At 54.3% G+C, this 16,310-nt stretch carries 17 protein-coding genes; 14 read left to right on the forward strand and 3 right to left on the reverse strand.

Annotation, left to right across the window (positions count from 1 at the left end; genetic code table 11):
- Nucleotides 1-64: 64 nt before the first annotated feature.
- From KO116_RS08900 to KO116_RS08935, 8 genes are all read left to right on the forward strand, one after another.
- Entirely contained in the window at nucleotides 65-610 is a 546-nt protein-coding gene (locus tag KO116_RS08900; protein ID WP_035556984.1) for a YqaE/Pmp3 family membrane protein, read from the forward strand.
- 87 nt (nucleotides 611-697) lie between these two features.
- Entirely contained in the window at nucleotides 698-1,567 is an 870-nt protein-coding gene (locus KO116_RS08905; protein WP_035556992.1) for a carboxylate/amino acid/amine transporter, read from the forward strand.
- Between the two features lie 105 nt (nucleotides 1,568-1,672).
- Nucleotides 1,673-2,593, forward strand: coding sequence for an NAD(+) kinase (locus tag KO116_RS08910; protein ID WP_144408628.1), 921 nt, complete (start codon nucleotides 1,673-1,675; stop codon nucleotides 2,591-2,593).
- A gap of 2 nt (nucleotides 2,594-2,595) precedes the next feature.
- Nucleotides 2,596-3,612: a metallophosphoesterase gene (locus tag KO116_RS08915; protein ID WP_235272535.1), complete on the forward strand. Its 1,017-nt coding sequence runs from the start codon at nucleotides 2,596-2,598 to the stop codon at nucleotides 3,610-3,612.
- Nucleotides 3,613-3,838: 226 nt separating this feature from the next.
- A complete protein-coding gene (locus tag KO116_RS08920; RefSeq protein ID WP_035556996.1) occupies nucleotides 3,839-4,690 on the forward strand; it encodes a rhomboid family intramembrane serine protease in 852 nt (283 codons plus the stop codon).
- 9 nt (nucleotides 4,691-4,699) lie between these two features.
- Nucleotides 4,700-4,984 carry a YeaC family protein gene (locus KO116_RS08925; RefSeq protein ID WP_035556998.1) on the forward strand — a complete coding sequence of 95 codons (285 nt, stop codon included), beginning with the start codon at nucleotides 4,700-4,702 and terminating at the stop codon, nucleotides 4,982-4,984.
- Nucleotides 4,968-5,813: a DUF2797 domain-containing protein gene (locus KO116_RS08930; RefSeq protein WP_035557018.1), complete on the forward strand. Its 846-nt coding sequence runs from the start codon at nucleotides 4,968-4,970 to the stop codon at nucleotides 5,811-5,813. The genes KO116_RS08925 and KO116_RS08930 overlap by 17 nt, the downstream gene beginning before the upstream one ends.
- Nucleotides 5,814-5,892: 79 nt before the next feature.
- Nucleotides 5,893-6,318 carry a CopD family protein gene (locus tag KO116_RS08935; protein WP_035557020.1) on the forward strand — a complete coding sequence of 142 codons (426 nt, stop codon included), beginning with the start codon at nucleotides 5,893-5,895 and terminating at the stop codon, nucleotides 6,316-6,318.
- A gap of 10 nt (nucleotides 6,319-6,328) precedes the next feature.
- Here KO116_RS08935 and KO116_RS08940 read toward each other — a convergent pair whose 3' ends face one another.
- On the reverse strand, nucleotides 6,329-6,790 hold the full coding sequence (locus KO116_RS08940; RefSeq protein WP_008957004.1) for a DUF2231 domain-containing protein: 462 nt from the start codon (nucleotides 6,788-6,790) through the stop codon (nucleotides 6,329-6,331).
- Between the two features lie 35 nt (nucleotides 6,791-6,825).
- On the opposite strand from KO116_RS08940, the gene coxB reads away from it, so the two are divergent.
- The 4 genes from coxB to KO116_RS08960 are packed head-to-tail and all read left to right on the forward strand — an operon-like array spanning nucleotide 6,826 to nucleotide 13,022.
- Nucleotides 6,826-7,905, forward strand: a complete 1,080-nt coding sequence (gene coxB / locus KO116_RS08945; protein ID WP_035557022.1) for a cytochrome c oxidase subunit II — start codon at nucleotides 6,826-6,828, stop codon at nucleotides 7,903-7,905.
- Nucleotides 7,902-10,442, forward strand: coding sequence for a cytochrome c oxidase subunit I (gene ctaD / locus KO116_RS08950; RefSeq protein WP_035557024.1), 2,541 nt, complete (start codon nucleotides 7,902-7,904; stop codon nucleotides 10,440-10,442). The genes coxB and ctaD overlap by 4 nt, the downstream gene beginning before the upstream one ends.
- 4 nt (nucleotides 10,443-10,446) lie before the next feature.
- Complete coding sequence (locus KO116_RS08955) at nucleotides 10,447-10,803, forward strand: hypothetical protein (RefSeq protein WP_052703753.1); 357 nt, start codon at nucleotides 10,447-10,449, stop codon at nucleotides 10,801-10,803.
- Nucleotides 10,804-10,808: 5 nt separating this feature from the next.
- The gene (locus KO116_RS08960) at nucleotides 10,809-13,022 is read left to right on the forward strand and encodes a heavy metal translocating P-type ATPase (protein ID WP_035557025.1); all 2,214 of its coding nucleotides are present in this window, start codon (nucleotides 10,809-10,811) and stop codon (nucleotides 13,020-13,022) included.
- On the opposite strand, the gene KO116_RS08965 is transcribed toward KO116_RS08960, so the two are convergent.
- Nucleotides 13,004-13,309 (reverse strand): winged helix-turn-helix domain-containing protein, encoded by a 306-nt coding sequence (locus KO116_RS08965; protein WP_035557026.1) that lies wholly within the window; start codon nucleotides 13,307-13,309, stop codon nucleotides 13,004-13,006. The two genes, KO116_RS08960 and KO116_RS08965, sit on opposite strands and share 19 nt — an antisense overlap.
- Nucleotides 13,310-13,350: 41 nt before the next feature.
- A complete protein-coding gene (locus KO116_RS08970; RefSeq protein WP_035557028.1) occupies nucleotides 13,351-14,436 on the reverse strand; it encodes a PA0069 family radical SAM protein in 1,086 nt (361 codons plus the stop codon).
- A gap of 179 nt (nucleotides 14,437-14,615) precedes the next feature.
- Between KO116_RS08970 and KO116_RS08975 the strand changes: the two genes are divergently transcribed.
- Together KO116_RS08975 and KO116_RS08985 are read left to right on the forward strand one after the other, a co-directional pair.
- The gene (locus tag KO116_RS08975; protein ID WP_035557029.1) at nucleotides 14,616-15,161 is read left to right on the forward strand and encodes a DinB family protein; all 546 of its coding nucleotides are present in this window, start codon (nucleotides 14,616-14,618) and stop codon (nucleotides 15,159-15,161) included.
- Nucleotides 15,162-15,577: 416 nt separating this feature from the next.
- Nucleotides 15,578-16,291 carry a Fic family protein gene (locus KO116_RS08985; protein ID WP_200897140.1) on the forward strand — a complete coding sequence of 238 codons (714 nt, stop codon included), beginning with the start codon at nucleotides 15,578-15,580 and terminating at the stop codon, nucleotides 16,289-16,291.
- Nucleotides 16,292-16,310: the final 19 nt, after the last annotated feature.

Consider the following 16,310-nt stretch of genomic DNA (forward strand, 5'->3'; position numbering starts at 1 on the left):
TTCTGTGTTGTTAATTTTCTAATGGCATCACCTGACCGTTAATTAAGGCATCAAGGAGCCTTCCATGGATGCACGTGAATATTTAAACCGCAAAGGCGTGGGGAGTGAACGTGACCCGGATCGACCCAATACATTAGAAGAGAAAGCCTGGGAACGGGCGAGGGGCTCTGGTCATCAACGGCCTAAATCGGGCACACCCCATGATTGGGAAGACTGGGAGCGCCATCACGATGACTTGGCTGAAGGGGCTGAAACCCTTGAGCAAAAAATCGATAAAGAAGCCCATCATCCTACCCAGGAGCGGGCAGCTCAGGCCGCTAAAGAGTCAGCTCCTGACGCCGTAGAACACTTCACTCCACCGCCCAAGGCGGCGCTAGACGCGACTCCGGCTGCATCATCCAAAACGGCATCAGTGAGCCAGGCAGAACCAGTGACACCCGAGCCCGCCGCGTTGAAGTTCGCCTATTATGCCCTGGCGATATGTCTGCCACCCCTCGCAGTCGGCTTAACACAGGGCGGCCAAAAGCGTGTGATTCTCGCGTTGGTGTTGACACTGGCGGGTTGGTTGCCGGGTGTGGTGTATACGGTTTGGTGGTTGCAGCGGCGTTAACCAACGGTTGTTATTACGTTTACGACTTGGCAGCTTCATCCATGTGCGTATAATCCTCGTAAACTAATTTATAAGCCGGGGTTTACTATGGGTTATCTAATGGGCGTCACCGCCCTGTGGGCATTTTCCTTTTCGTTGATAGGGGTTTATCTGGCTGGGCAGGTCGACAGCTACTTTGCGGTGCTGCTACGAGTAACGCTTGCCATGCTGGTGTTCCTGCCGTTTTTACGCCCCAGCCTGCTGCGCGGTAAGCAGCGGCTCGCCCTCATGGGATTAGGTGCCATCCAATTGGGAGTGATGTACACCTTCTTCTACCAATCCTTTTTGCTGTTGTCGGTGCCAGAAGTACTGCTGTTCACGATCTTTACGCCTATCTATATCGCACTGCTGGATGACCTCCTGTTTGGCCGCTTTACCCCCATCTATCTCGTGACGGCACTGCTTGCAGTTCTCGGGGCAGGCGTTATCCGCTATGACGGTGTCGATAGCGGCTTCTGGATGGGCTTTTTAGTGGTGCAAGGGGCAAACCTTTGCTTTGCTATTGGTCAGGTAGGTTATCGTCGATTAGCGGCTGATTTGCCTCCTACGCTGGCGTGGCACAATGTGTTTGGCTGGTTCTTCGTTGGCGCAATGTTAGTGGCACTACCCGCTTATTTACTCTTCGGCAACAGCGCTGCATTACCGACCACATCGCTGCAGTGGGGCGTACTGGCCTGGCTGGGGTTAGTGGCGTCTGGCGTTGGCTACTTTGCCTGGAATCAGGGCGCCACTAAAGTGGATGCTGGCACGCTAGCGATTATGAATAATGCGCTGGTGCCAGCAGGGCTTATCGTTAACCTGGTAATTTGGAACCGCGATGCGGATATCCCGCGCTTGCTGCTGGGCGCGCTTATCATTGCGGCCTCGCTGTGGCTCAACCATTGGTGGTGCCAGCGTCGTCAAGTGGCCGTTAGCTAAGCCTATTTGCCCGATACCTCAGGTGTCTCCATAATGGCGGCTTCTGTTAGCGAGAGTCGGCCCATGAGCAACACCTTACCGCCAGATGCCAAATCTTCAGAGGCTATGTCTTCAGAGACTAGGTCGCCCTCCAGCGATCAATCAGGCAGGCCCTTTAAAACCATCGGGCTGATTGGTCGGTTGGGTAGCGATAAAGTAATCGATTCTCTGCAGCGTCTGGTGACCTATCTCGTCGCCCATGAGTATTCGGTGCTGGTGGAAGACCGCACGGCTACTGCCTTGCCGCACCATGGTCAACCGGAAGCAAGCCGCCGCATGTTGGGGGAGCTGTGCGATCTGGTGATCGTGGTGGGTGGCGATGGCAGTTTGCTTGGCGCGGCGCGTACGCTCTGCCGAAGCGGAACGCTTATTTTAGGGGTCAATCGTGGCCGCTTAGGGTTTCTCACGGACATTTCGCCAGATGAGCTGGAAACCCGTGTTAGTGAAGTGCTCGCGGGCGAATTTGAGATTGAACAGCGTTTCCTGTTAGACGCCGTGCTCTACCGTAACGGTGTTGCGGTGGGCAACGGCGATGCCTTGAATGAGGTCGTTCTGCACCCCGGTAAAGCGGTGCGCATGATTGAGTTTGAACTGTTTATTGATGGTCAGTTTGTTTATAGCCAGCGCAGCGATGGCTTGATTGTCGCCACGCCTACCGGCTCTACGGCTTATGCACTCTCGGGTGGCGGGCCGATCATGCACCCCAAACTTGATGTAGTGACGCTGGTGCCGATGTTTCCCCATACGCTGTCGAGTCGGCCAATCGTGATTGATGCCGCCAGCGAAATCCGTATTCATATTGGCGAAACTAACCAAACCTATCCGCATATAAGCTGCGATGGGCAAACGCGGGCGGTAGCGAAGCCCAACGATGTGTTGGTGATTACCCGTAAGCCTGAACGCGTTCAACTGGTGCACCCCATCGGACATAATTTCTACGAAGTGCTGCGCAGCAAATTAGGCTGGAGCCACCGGTTGGGGGATTAAGCATGCAGCGTGAAACGCAAGGCAGGCCTCAGCTGGAAGGATATGACCTGATTGGTGATGTCCACGGCTGTGGCGCTACGTTAGCCGCATTACTCGAAAAGCTGGGTTATCATCAGCGCAGCGGTGTATACCGCCATCCACACCGCAAGGTGATTTTCCTTGGCGACCTGATTGATCGCGGGCCGCGTATTCGCTTGGCTGTGACCATTGCCCGGCGGATGGTAGAGCAGGGCGAGGCCTACATTGTGATGGGTAACCATGAGTACAACGCCCTGGCGTATACCCATCCAGGGCCTGCAGGTAGCCACAAGCGCTGGCTGCGTGAGCATACACCCCGTCATAATCGCATTATTCAAGACACCCTAGAGCAGTATCGCGACTACACCAACGAGTGGGAAGATACGTTGGCGTGGTTTAAAACTATCCCGCTCTGCCTTGAGGTAGATGGGATTCGGGTGGTGCATGCCTGTTGGGATCAGAAACTGATTGACGAGCTAAAGCAGCGACGTCCTGATCAATGTATGGACACCGAGTTTTTGGTTGAATCCACCGACCCCACTACCCAAGCGTATCAAATACTGGATCGCCTCACTCGAGGCCCGCATGTCTCGCTGCCCGAAGGTATTGCGATACACTCTGGCGATGGCTTTACGCGGAAAAGTTTTCGCGCTCACTTTTGGGCTCAAGACCCGCAACAGTGGGGTGATGTGGTCTTCCAACCGGATAACCTGCCCGGCGATCTTGAAACCCGCGAACTCACGGCCGAAGAGCGGCAGCAATTGAGTTATTATGGGCCAGAACAGCCACCGTTATTTATTGGTCACTACTGGTGCGAAGGGATACCGTCGCTTCCTGCTGGTAATATCGCCTGTTTAGACTACAGCGCGGTCAAATATGGCCGGTTAGTCGCTTATCGCTGGAGCGGGGAGACGACGCTAAATGCCGACCACTTTGTATGGATTAAGGTGCCGAAAGAGGAGCGGGCATTGCCTAAACCCTGGGAAATTGATTTTGATTAGGTGATTATTTCTTTGGTTACTTTTTTTTACATAATTTTTGCAAAACGGCTGAACTAACGCTGCTGTCGGCTATCAGAGTAAGTGTTCCCTTGAATGATCCCTTGCTTTTATTCTCCGGCGGTCCCCACCGCCGGTTTTTTTTGCCTGCTTGTTGGCAGCCGATAGCTTGCTTAATACCTACTCGCTGCGGTCAGCGTGCCGTTAGCGCATTTATTAGAGGGATGTTATGCATCCAGTGATGCTTTTGCCCGATCACGCGGATACAAGCGAACTGCGCAAGGCACTTTGGCGCCACCGCATTGGTCACCGCATTACCGACGAGGCCGACGGCCAGCTGCTATGGATTGCTGACCCTCGTCAACACGATGAACTAACATCACTGGTAGAGCGCTGGAAACAGGGGGAACCCCTGGAGCTTCAGCACTCAGCCAAGCGTTCACGGAACATGACTTCTTCCCTGACTTCTCTCAAACAAGTGCCGGTGACGGCCTTGATGATTGCGATAAGCGTGGTGGTGTTTGCCCTGATAGGGGTGTTCGGTGATCAACTGATCGTGACGTTGACCATCGTGCCCATCGGTATTTCAGGGGGTGAGCTGGTGTTCGGTCAGCTGTCGCAAACGCTCTCGTCAGGGCAGGTGTGGCGCTTACTATCGCCTGCATTTCTGCACTTTGGCTGGATGCATTTGATATTTAATCTGATGTGGGTGTGGTACTTCGGCCGTCAGATTGAAGCGTTGCAGGGCAGCCGCACTATGCTACTGCTACTTATTGTGGCGGGCATAGGGGCCAACATTGCTCAGTACCTGACCGGTACCGTATTGTTTGGCGGTATGTCCGGTGTGGTTTATGCGCTGCTGGCCCACGTTTGGTTAATGTCGCGGCGGGTGCCCCGAAGCGGTTTCTTTGTGCCGCAAATGCTGGTGGTCTTCATGCTGGGGTGGATGGTGTTCACCATGACCGATATGGCGGGCAGCGTTGGTTTTGGCAATGTCGCTAATGAAGCGCATTTGGGTGGCCTACTCGTGGGGCTCATCACAGGCTGGTATTATTCATCCCGCCGTTTGAAAAAACATTAAGAGGCCGCAATGAGCGAAATGACGTTCGAGAAAATGATTAACCAGATGACCCCAGCGATCTATGAGAGCCTAAAACAGGCGGTATCGCTGCGCAAATGGCCTGATGGTCGTCGCTTAACGCCCGAGCAGACCGAGCTCTGTTTGGAAGCGGTGATGCGCTATGAAGCCGAGAATAACGTGCCGGAAGAGAGCCGCGTAGGCTATTTAGAGCAGCGTACCTGTGGGGCAGCTGCCAGCGGCGCTGGTGTAACACCAGAAATGGCCGGCTTGGCACGGGATGCCGCGCGTGATTGAAGCGGTAGTGCAAGGTTGTTTAAGCAAAATGGCGGCAGCGCTGCCTGATCGTCAGCATGAGCAGGTAGCCTACCATTTGCGTGCAGGGGAGCACCGTGTCGCGCTTAATGAGCGTATCGGTGAGCCGCTTAGTTTGCGTTGGACAGGCGCGATTGCCTGTACCCACTGTGGGCGGGCGACCAAGAAGAGCTTTGCCCAAGGCCATTGTTATCCTTGCTTTAAGCGGTTAGCACAATGCGATACCTGCATTATGAAACCGGAAACCTGCCACTTTTTCCAAGGCACCTGCCGTGAGCCGGAGTGGGGTGAGAAACACTGTTTTCAGCCTCACATCGTTTACTTGGCTAACTCTTCTGGCTTGAAAGTAGGTATTACGCGTAAAACCCAAATGCCGACCCGTTGGTTGGATCAAGGTGCGATACAGGCGCTGCCGATTCTGGAAGTCGATACCCGGCAGCAGTCCGGGTTTGTCGAAATGCTGTTCAAAGAGAAGGTGGCCGATCGCACCAACTGGCGGGCCATGCTTAAAGGTGATGTTACAGCAATGGATTTAGCCGCTGAGCGTGACCGGCTGCTGAGCCTTTTAGCTGGCGGGCTGAATCAACTCCGCGAGACTCATGGGGCAGATGCCATTCGCACCCTGGAGCAGCCCGCACAAGAATTTCACTACCCGGTCAGCGTCTTCCCAAAAAAAGTGGTGTCGCATAATTTTGATAAGCAACCGGTGGTGGAAGGCGTGCTGCAAGGCGTCAAAGGCCAGTATTTGCTACTTGATAGCGGCGTTATTAATCTCCGCAAATTCACAGGTTACGAGATCCAGGTGAGTTAATCGGCTAGCCAGAGTGCGGTGAGTTGGCTAAGGTTAGGGGGTCGCATTATCTCGCCTTAAGCAATGCAAGGAAGCCCCGATGCCCTGGCTTAAACTGCTTCACATTGCCGCGCTAGTGATCTGGTGCGGCTCGCTGTTGTATTTGCCCGCTTTGCTCAGCCAAACGCTGCAGCTACGTAAAGACTCGGGCTTTGCTCAGGGCACGCCACCGATGCCGCGTTTTTTTTATAATTCTGTTGCTACTCCAGCCGCCCTGGTGGCGATAGCGTCGGGTACGTTGCTGTTTCTCACTCATGGCATATTGGGCGGCTGGTTAATCTTAAAGCTTGGGGCCGTGGTGGCGATGGTGGCCGCTCATGGCTGTTTTGGCTGGTTAATACTGCGCCTTGAGCAGGGCCACTACCGTTGGGTGAAGCCAGCCAACTGGACAGCGCTATGCGTTGCGTTAGTGGCCATTCTCAGCGTGCTAGGCTTTGTATTAGCAAAACCGCTGGATTGGAGCTAACACTGTGGCTCTAGTCCTCAACGTCGACTCCTACCGCATGTTCATACACCAACTGGCCGCCCAGCAGACCCGCCACGGCGATCAAGCCAGCGGTGATCAGCGATACGGCCAATCCCCAGGGCAAAATCGCACTGGCGTCGTTAAAGCGCAGCAGCCAGTTCAGCGACGCCAGCGAGAGCATTACGACCGCTACGATGGCATGACTCCAGCCGGTAATCAGGCGGCGAATACGCGGCACGGTGACCAAGTCGATAATCCCTGCCGTACTGGCAATCCAGCCCCCAAACGCACCGACGCCAGCCAGCCACAGGCTGGCGCGCAGCCAGAATTCATCACCACTCAGCAAAAAGCCGATATCGCTGGCCACCAGCGCCAACAGCGCGGCGACCGGGAAATGAATCATCACTGGATGCAATGGGTGGCCGGCGATAGAGGCGCGGCTTACGATCGAGAGTTGGCGAGTTTTTGCCATGGTCACTTCCTGTGGGCAGAAAAAGGAGTTCAGGGATGAGGCTTAGTCTTCAATGTTTAACACGTATCCAGCGCTTAACAAGTATTCAACGCTTAACCCAGCAGAGGGTCAACCGGCTGGGTATTCTGCTCGCACTATTAGCTGGATTACTGCTAACCGGCTGCGCGGGCGATAAGTCTATTCTAGACCCAGCAGGCCAAGCTGCGCGAGATGTGGTGATGATTTGGTGGGTGATGCTAGGGTTTGGCACCGTGGTTTTAGTCATGGTCACCGTTTTTTGGCTGTCTACCTTTAAGCGTAAAGAGGTGGCACGCACGCCGGTAGAAGAGCGCCGGGTGGCACGGCGTTGGATTGTCGGCGGCGGGATAATACTGCCAGTCGCCAGTATTATCGCGCTGTTAACTTTTGGTGTGCCGACGGGTCAACGTATGTTAACGCTGCCTTTAAGTGATCCACCGGAAGTGATTGAAGTCATCGGCCATCAGTGGTGGTGGGAAGTGCGCTACCCAGGAGCGGAAGGCGGCGAAGTGGTGACTGCTAATCAACTCATCATGCCGGCGGGTGAGCCCATTGATTTTCATGTTACCGGCGCCGATGTGATCCATGCCTTTTGGGTGCCGCGGTTAGGTGGCAAGATTGATATGGTTCCAGGGCGCATCAATAAAATACGCTTGGAAGCGGATGAGCCAGCGGTATTTGGCGCTCAATGCGCCGAGTTCTGCGGCGCCCAGCATGCCCAGATGCAGCTCTATGTAGAAGCTGTCGAGCGCGACGAGTACGACGCTTGGTTGGCTGACCGTCAAACGGATGAATTGTCGTCGCTAGCGACAAACGAGCAACAGCATGAACCTGCCAGGGAGGCATTTATGACCCATTGCGCGAGCTGCCACCGGGTAGCCGGGCTCTCAACGGCTGGAGAAGGGCCTGACCTTTCTGATTTAGGCAGCCGTACCAGCTTAGGAGCGGGCATTATGGCCATGGAAGAGGGCGCGGTGACCCACTGGCTGCAACACCATCAACGTTTAAAGCCAGGCAATAAAATGCCGCCCCACGATGATATTGACACCGCTACCTTGGCGTCCCTGGGTGCTTGGCTGGAGAGCTTGACACCATGACGACCATTAATCGTGAAGTGACGCCACCGGGCGATTTACCCGAAAATCCTCAGCGGTTGCACAACGATCTGCATGAGATCTGGGGAAACCCGCGCGGCTTAAAAGCACTGACCATTGTAAACCACACCACCCTAGGCCTGAGATTCATGGTCACGGGGATGGTATTTTTCTTGATCGGCGGTCTGTTGGCCATGCTGGTACGCACCCAGCTGGCGCTTTCTGATCAAGATTTCATGACGCCGGATATCTATAACCAAGTCACCACCATGCACGGCACGGTGATGATGTTCCTGTTCGCTATCCCGATGCTGGAAGGGCTGGCGATTTACATGATTCCCAAGATGATTGGTGCCCGCGATCTGGTCTGCCCACGGCTAACATCGCTGGGCTACTGGTGCTATCTGTTCGGCGGCATTATTTTAACGTTTAGTTTGGTGTTAGAGATGGCACCGAACAGTGGCTGGTTCATGTATACCCCGCTCAGTAGTAGCGAGTATTCACCGGGTTTAGGTTCGGACTTTTGGCTACTGGGGATCACCTTTGTTGAAATCTCCGCGCTCTCTGCAGGTGTAGAACTGGTGGTTTCAATACTGCGTACGCGTACCCAAGGAATGGCGCTGCATAAAATGCCGCTGTTTGCCTGGTACATTCTCGCGATGGCTTTAATGATAGTGGTCGGTTTCCCGCCGCTGATTCTGGGCAGTATTTTACTTGAGCTCGAGCGTGCCGCGGGGATGCCTTTTTTTGACGTGGCCGGGGGCGGTGACCCCATTCTTTGGCAGCATCTCTTCTGGCTGTTCGGTCACCCTGAGGTTTACATCATCTTTTTACCGGCGGCGGGGATAGTGTCTACGCTGATACCGGTGTTCGCTGGCCGTCCGATTGTGGGCTATGGCTGGGTGGTTTTTGCCATTGTCACCACCGGCTTTATCAGCTTTGGATTATGGGTCCACCATATGTTTACCGTGGGGATTCCCCAGCTGGCTCAAGCCTTCTTTTCAGCCGCCAGTATGCTGGTCGCGGTGCCCACGGCGATTCAGGTATTTGTTTGGCTGGCGACGTTATGGCTGGGTAAGCCGAAGATGAAGCTGCCGATGCTATGGATATTAGGCTTCTTGATCATTTTTGTGTGCGGCGGCTTAACGGGGGTAATGCTGGCGCTGGTGCCGTTTAACTGGCAAGTGCACGATACCCACTTCGTGGTGGCGCATATGCACTACGTTTTAGTCGGCGGAATGTTCTTCCCGCTGATCGCCGGGCTTTACTACTGGCTGCCCCTCTTTTCAGGCCGTATGCCTTCTGAAACGCTGGGTAAATGGGGCTTCTGGCTGACATTCATCGGTTTTAATACCACCTTCCTGATTATGCACTGGACCGGGCTGCTGGGTATGCCGCGCCGTGTTTACTCTTATGACGCGGGCATGGGTTGGGATATTTTTAATCTAATTTCTTCCGTAGGTGGCTTCATTATGTCGGCGGGGATTGCCATGGTGCTGCTGGATTTTGCCCTACACTTCCGTTTTGGCAAGCCCGCTAAGCCTAATCCATGGAATGCTGATGGCCTTGAGTGGGCCAATAGCATGCCGCCAAGCGCCTATAATTTTGTCAGTTTGCCAAAAATCGAGACACGCCACCCGCTTTGGGATGACCCTGATTTGCCGCGCACTATAGCGGAAGGCCAGCATAGTTTGGCGGTAGCGACTCATGGGCGACGTGAAATGTGGGGAACCGATCCGTTAACCGGCAAAGTGCGCGAAATTATTCACCTGCCGGGTAACTCGTGGTGGCCGCTTTTCGCTGCGATGGCGTTGGCAGTGGTGTGTATAAGTCTGCTGACTCGCCTTTACCCGTTGGCCGTTATCGCCGTGGTGGTCGCTGGATTGTTTCTATTGCGCTGGTCATGGGAAAACGGTGCACATCCTAAAGCTGCGCCTGATGCACGGGTGGCACCCGGCGATCCTCCGCTGCACTCGCGTACCATGGATGGCCCCGGGCTATGGGCAATGTCGATAACCATGCTCGCTAATGGCTCGTTCTTCCTTTCCTATTTGTTTGGCTGGTTCTACCTTTGGACGGTCTCGCCTGAATGGCGAATGCCTGAGGTATCACCGCTCTCCCTGGTGGGGCTGCTGTTGGCTGGTGGGGCACTCACGGTAGGTGCAGGCATCCTCGAAAAAATGATAAGCGGGTTGCGTCAGCAGCGTGATGCTGGGCTGTCACTAGGCATGTTCAGTATTAGCGCGCTTGGGTTTGTACAGGTGAGCATCACGCTTTGGGTACTGCTGAGCGCAGACCTTGCGGTTACCGAGAACTCTCATGATGCAATCATTATGGTGGGACTAGCGTATGCACTGTTTCATGGCGGTTTGGGTGCTGTGCTAACACTGCTTCAGGGCCTGCGGGTGGGTTATGGCTATGTGGGCGCCCATGCACCTTTTGAGCCCGCTGTCGTTGCTCAATTGTGGCGTTATAACGTGGCGACGTTCTGGATCATCTTGGGCGCGCTTGCCGTGCTGCCCCGTGTCATAGGGAGTTAGGCGGATGACCATCGTGATGCAGCGCTTACACCTCACTCACCCATTACACTTTGTTATTGGCTTAACGCTTTGGAGTGCTTGGTTTGTAACAGTTTACGGTGGCCATGCTGTGGCCTGTGAAGTCATGCCCCCTGACCCAGAACAAGGTGTTTTTACCCTCGTTAATGCGTTGCTGCTTATGGTCAGTCTTGCCGCCGTTGCGCTGTTAGCTGCGTTAACGGTGGGGTGTTACCGCATGAGCAAACATCATGCCGGTCGGCTGCGCTTTAATGCACGGGTTTCTGCCGGGCTCTATCTTTTTTCTACCTTCGGCGTATTGTTTGCAGCGATGCCCATCATCGGTATTCCGCCTTGCCTGTGAGTGGTATGACTGACACTAACGCAGACAAGCTCTATACCCTTCACGGCATGTGGTGCACCAGTTGCGCGTTGGCCGTGGAAGGCTCCCTCAAACGGAGTGATGGCGTGCACGACGTTAGCGTGCATTATCCCAGCGCCACGCTCTGTATAAGCGGCACGCCAGCCGCGACTCAGCTCTCAGTGCTTGCCTTAAAGGTTAAGCGACTAGGCTACCGGCTGACGGAACTTGAGCCGGTGGGCGATGCCCATGCACGATTGGAAGAGGAGAGCCGCTACCTCACACTTAGACTGATGGTGGGTTCGCTATTTGGCATGTGGACCATGCTTGCCTCAATTTTGATCTACGCATCCGCCTTGCCCAATGAACAGGTCGAGCAGGTAGTGGCATGGGTGTCGGGTGCTTTTTCACTTCCCGTGGTGCTGTTTGCGGGCGTGCCGTTTTACCGAGCGGGATGGCGTACATTGCTCGCCAAACGCCCTGGAATGGATGTGCTCGTTAGCCTTGGTGTATTTGGCGCGGTGCTCGTCTCGATCGGGCTTTTATGGCGCGGTTCATCGGAAGTGTATTTCGATACGGCGGTGATGTTGATTGTGCTATTGCTGGTCGGGCGGTTAGTGGAAACGCTGTGCCGTCACCGTGGGTTAAAAGCGCTGGACGCATTGACACTACCGAACGCGAACATAAGCGTTTACCAACATGAACATTGGGTAATGGTTCCTGCCGATGAAGTGGCTGCAGGAATGCGCGTCGAGTTAGCGCCAGGTGAGCGGGTAGCGCTTGATGGCACCCTGGAGGCGCCTGGCTGGGTCAATACCGCCTCGCTGACCGGCGAAAACCTGCCGCGCCACTTTCATACAGGTCAGAAGGTCTACGCAGGCTGCCGCTACCTGGGTGCAACGCCGCTGGTAATGCAGGTGAGTGCCGGGGTAGGCAAGCGGCGACTGGATCGGCTATGTGACGAAATGCGCCGCTATCAGGCCAAAAAAGGCGAGCTGCAGAAGCTAGCTGATCGCTTTGCAGCTTGGCTAAGCCCCTTAGCACTTGTACTGGCGCTGCTGACGTTGCCTACTGCGCTGTTATTTGGAACGGGCTGGGAAGAGGCCTTTGTGCGGGCGCTTTCCGTACTGGTGGTGGCATGCCCCTGTGCCGTTGGGCTTGCCGTGCCGTTGGCAAGCCTTGCTGGTAGCGGTCAGGCCATGCAGCAAGGTATTGCGCTACGCGACCCGGCCGCGCTTGAAACTTTGGCGCGCATTCGCTCGGTAGCCCTGGATAAAACCGGCACCTTAACGACCGGCAATCATTCCGTGCTGCATTGGCAGGCACGGGAGGGCGTTGATAAACACACGGTGCAGCGCAAACTAAGCGCCGCCGTCGCTGGAAGCGAACATCCGCTAGCGCACGCGTTAGCGCACTGGTCGAATGATCAACGTGAGCAGAACCCTGAGCAGAATCCTGATCAGAATATAGAAGTAAATGAATCGCCTGGGGAAGGGCGCCGTGTGCAGCTAAATAGCGGCGAGTGGCTAACGCTAGGTAGCGCTAATTGGCTAACTCGTCAGCAGATTGCGTTGCCATTTCAAGCTGAAGACCCCGCGCTGGCGTTTGCTTCTCAAGTGATGTTGGCTGATGAAGCGGGCTGGCTGGCCACGTTCTATCTGGCCGATCAACCGGTGGAGGATGCCGCTCCAAGCGTGAAGCGCCTGCTCGCATCAGGCTATGTGGTGGCGATGATTAGCGGCGACCGGCAGGGGGCTGTTAGCTGGCTGGGTGAGCAGATAGGGCTTGCCCGAGAAGCTTGCTATGCCCAGCGTTCGCCCGAAGCCAAAGCGCGGTTGTTGCAGGCGCTACTAGCGCCAACGCTCTATGTAGGTGATGGCTTGAATGATACGTTGAGCTTGGCCGCGGCTGATGTGGGTATTGCCCCGCTAAGTGCCAGCGAGGCCGCCCGTGAAGGGGCTTCCGCACAGCTTATGACGCCGGGAGTGGGGGGGGTAGTAAAACTGCTTAGCATTGCTAAATACACCCGGCGCATCATGGTGCAGAATCTGTTCTTTTCGGCACTGTATAATACGCTGGCCCTAGGGCTGGTAGCTGTGATGGCCATTCCACCTCTGGTTGCGGTATTCGCTATGGCGGCAAGTTCGCTGAGTGTCACGCTCAATGCCGCCCGGTTAGCGTGGGCCGAGCCGGAGGAAAACGATCAGAGGGCTCCGGAATAGCCAAGTGCCTGTTTAAGCCGCTCGGCATTCGTTGCCACCCAACGTGGGTCAATCGCCCCCCAATCGCGTATTTGGTAGCGGCCAATGTTGTGGCGCTCGCCTTCATCTCTTGTAAATACGCACTCGATATCTAATTCGGCAAGGGAGGCGATCGTATCCTGAGCGGTACGCCGTGGCATGCCGGTGGCTTCAATTAGTGCAGGCACGCTGGCAGCGCCATGTTCGATAAGATGGGCTACGTATAAACGTCGGTAAAAACTCGATTTCGTTTTGCTAAGCGCGGACATTAGGCTTCCTTAACAGCAAATTGATTAACGCGCTGCTTAGCTTAAAGGAATAAGTCGCCCTGCGCCCGTGGTGGGCGGAAATCCCGCGTATTCAAGCCCTGCTCGGTGCGATCCTGCATGTTCCACTGGCGGCTGGCGCGAGCAAAGCGCTGAGCAATTAAATCAGCGAATACCCCTTCTCCACGAAAGCGCTTACCAAACTTGGCATCATAGGCCTTACCGCCTCTGCACTGGCGCATAAGGCTCATCACTTTGGCGGCGCGTTCTGGGTAGTGAGCTTCCAGCCACGCCTCAAACAGCGGCGCTACTTCGTAAGGTAAGCGCAGCAGCATCCAGGCCGCCGTTCGTGCGCCTGCTCGGCTGGCGGCTTCCAGTAGCTTTTCAATTTCATGATCAGTCAGCCCTGGGATAACCGGTGAAATCAATGTGCCGACTGGGACTCCCGCCGTATTGAGTTCACTAATGGCCCGCAAGCGCGCCTGAGGCGAGGCCGCCCGTGGTTCTAGCGTGCGCTTTAAATTGGCGTCCAGGCTGGTCAAGCTAACAAACACACGCACCAGCCGATGCTCTGCCATCTCTGCCAATAGTTCTAGATCGCGTAGCACCAGCGTGCTTTTAGTCACTAACGTTACCGGATGGCGACACTCCAACAGCAACTCCAGCAAGCGGCGTGTGGTTTTATAAGTAGCCTCTAACGGCTGGTAGCAGTCGGTATTGCCAGAAAGATTGATGGGGCGGCAGATGTAGTTGGGATGGCAAAGCTCCTCCGTTAACCGTTCCACCAAACCGCTGCGGGCAATGAGTTTAGTTTCAAAATCCAGCCCTGGCGATAGATCCCAGTAAGCATGTGAGGGGCGTGCGTAGCAGTAAACGCAGCCATGTTCACAGCCACGGTAAGGATTCAGCGAGCGATCAAATGGCAAATCCGGCGATTTATTCCACGATAGCGCGCTCTTGCTCACCTCTTCTCGCACTTCGGTGGCGATGGTTGTAGATGTTTCTTCCCGCCACCAACCATCGTCTTCCACCACGCTACGGGTAGGTGAAAAACGATTGTGCGGGTCGTACGTTGCTCCGCGGCCTTTGCGCACAGCTGAAACACTCGATGTTTGATCGGGAGTCGTCATTTGCCACCTCTGACCTGTATAACTAACTATATGGCTATTTATACAGTATATGGCGTTTGGGCAAAGGCGCAAGAAAAGGCTTAGCGGCTTAAATAGCAAATTCGGGGATACAAACGCGTCTTTATTTCATACGCTTAAAGAACCCGTTGTTGCCAGCATGGAAAGAGGCGATTTGACCTATGGAACTTCAACCACATTTTGCATTAATGGCATCCTACAATCAGTGGATGAATGCCAAGGTATACGATACGGCTAGCAAGCTGAGTACAACTGAACTTGCAGAGGAGAGAGGCGCTTACTTTGGCTCTATTTTTGGCACTTTAAATCATATCGTTGTAGCCGACACGCTTTGGCTTAAGCGGTTTGCAAGCCATCCCTCTTCTACCACAACACTTGCGGTCATGGTGGCGCTGCCAACGCCTGCGCGGCTTGATCAAGTGATGTTTGATGACTTGGATGGCCTCAAGGCACATCGTCAATGGTTGGATAGCGTGATTATCAATTGGATCGCAGCGCTGACAGATGAGGATCTAGAGACAATCTTGAGTTACCAAAATATGAAAGGAGTTCCAGCCATCCGCAGTTTCTCCAGCCTGATCTTGCACTTCTTCAATCACCAAACCCACCACCGCGGGCAGATAACAACGCTGCTCTCGCAAGCCGGTCTAGATATTGAGGTCACCGACTTGCTGGCGCTGATACCGGATGAGGCCGGTAGCCAATAATATTGACCAGCATGCTGGTCATAGTTAATTAATTTGCTCTCTTAACTCCCTGACGGTGAACTGTAAGAACCTAGCGGCATACACCTGTTATCGAAAGGCGGGCTTTTATGAGACTGGTGAGCGTTACCTGGGCGGGGCTGCGGGGCCTCAACATATTATGTATAGGGACATTGAATGATCGGTTATTTACGCTAAGCGATAGTGAGTCCGTTCTGGCTATCTGGTTAGAATCCACCATCGCCGCCACGTTTTTATCGGAGTCGAAACTGGCAGAGATGTGCGAGCATAGAGGCGTTAAAAAGAGCGAAGCATCAGAGCCTATTAGCTCTGTTTAGTAACAGATAGCTTCCTCACCGCATATACTCTATCCCGTAGCGATATACTTATCCCATTTGCCGAACACGAGTCCCACTCCCATGGAGCCAGCACAAGATAAACTTTGGAACATGAAGCCTAACGCCCCCTTGGCTAGGCAACTGGCGATACGGGATGTGCCTGCTTTGGTATACGATGCCGTGAATCTTGAGGGGGTCGCTATGACGCTGCCCGAGGTGCAGACCATTTTGGATGGGATCACCGTGGGCGGCCATAAAATCAGCGATCAGAATATGGCGATTAACCAGGCGAAAGCTTGGGAATATATATTTTATTTAGTCGATAAGGGGCAGTTCCGCTTTGATAAGCAAACCGCTCTAGACATCCATGCCATTGCCGGTAAAGAAGAGGCGCTGGAGTGGGGCAAGTTTCGCTCGGGTTATGTAACGGTTGCAGGTTCTGACTATGAGCCGCCTATGCCTGACGAGCTTGAAGCTAAATGGCAAGAAGTCCAGCGGCTAGTAGCGAGCGAAGAGGACAGTTACGACCAAGCCATCACTGCGTTTCTGCAGATGGCTAGGGCTCAATTTTTCTGGGATGTTAACAAGCGTACTGGTCGCTTTATGATGAATGGCATTTTGCTGATGCATGGATTCCCGATTATTAATGTTCCAGCCAAACGACAGCAAGAGTTCAATACCCTGATGTTGGATTTTTATACATCTAACAATATGGCACCGATGAATACGTTTCTAAGAAGCTGTTTAGACAAGAAAATCATTAAGAACTTTAAGCTCGACCTGCCAATCGGCTAATAGTAAGGCTCAGCAAAAA

The organism is Halomonas sp. KO116, assembly GCF_000734975.2.
GTDB classification, from domain to species: Bacteria; Pseudomonadota; Gammaproteobacteria; order Pseudomonadales; family Halomonadaceae; genus Vreelandella; species Vreelandella glaciei.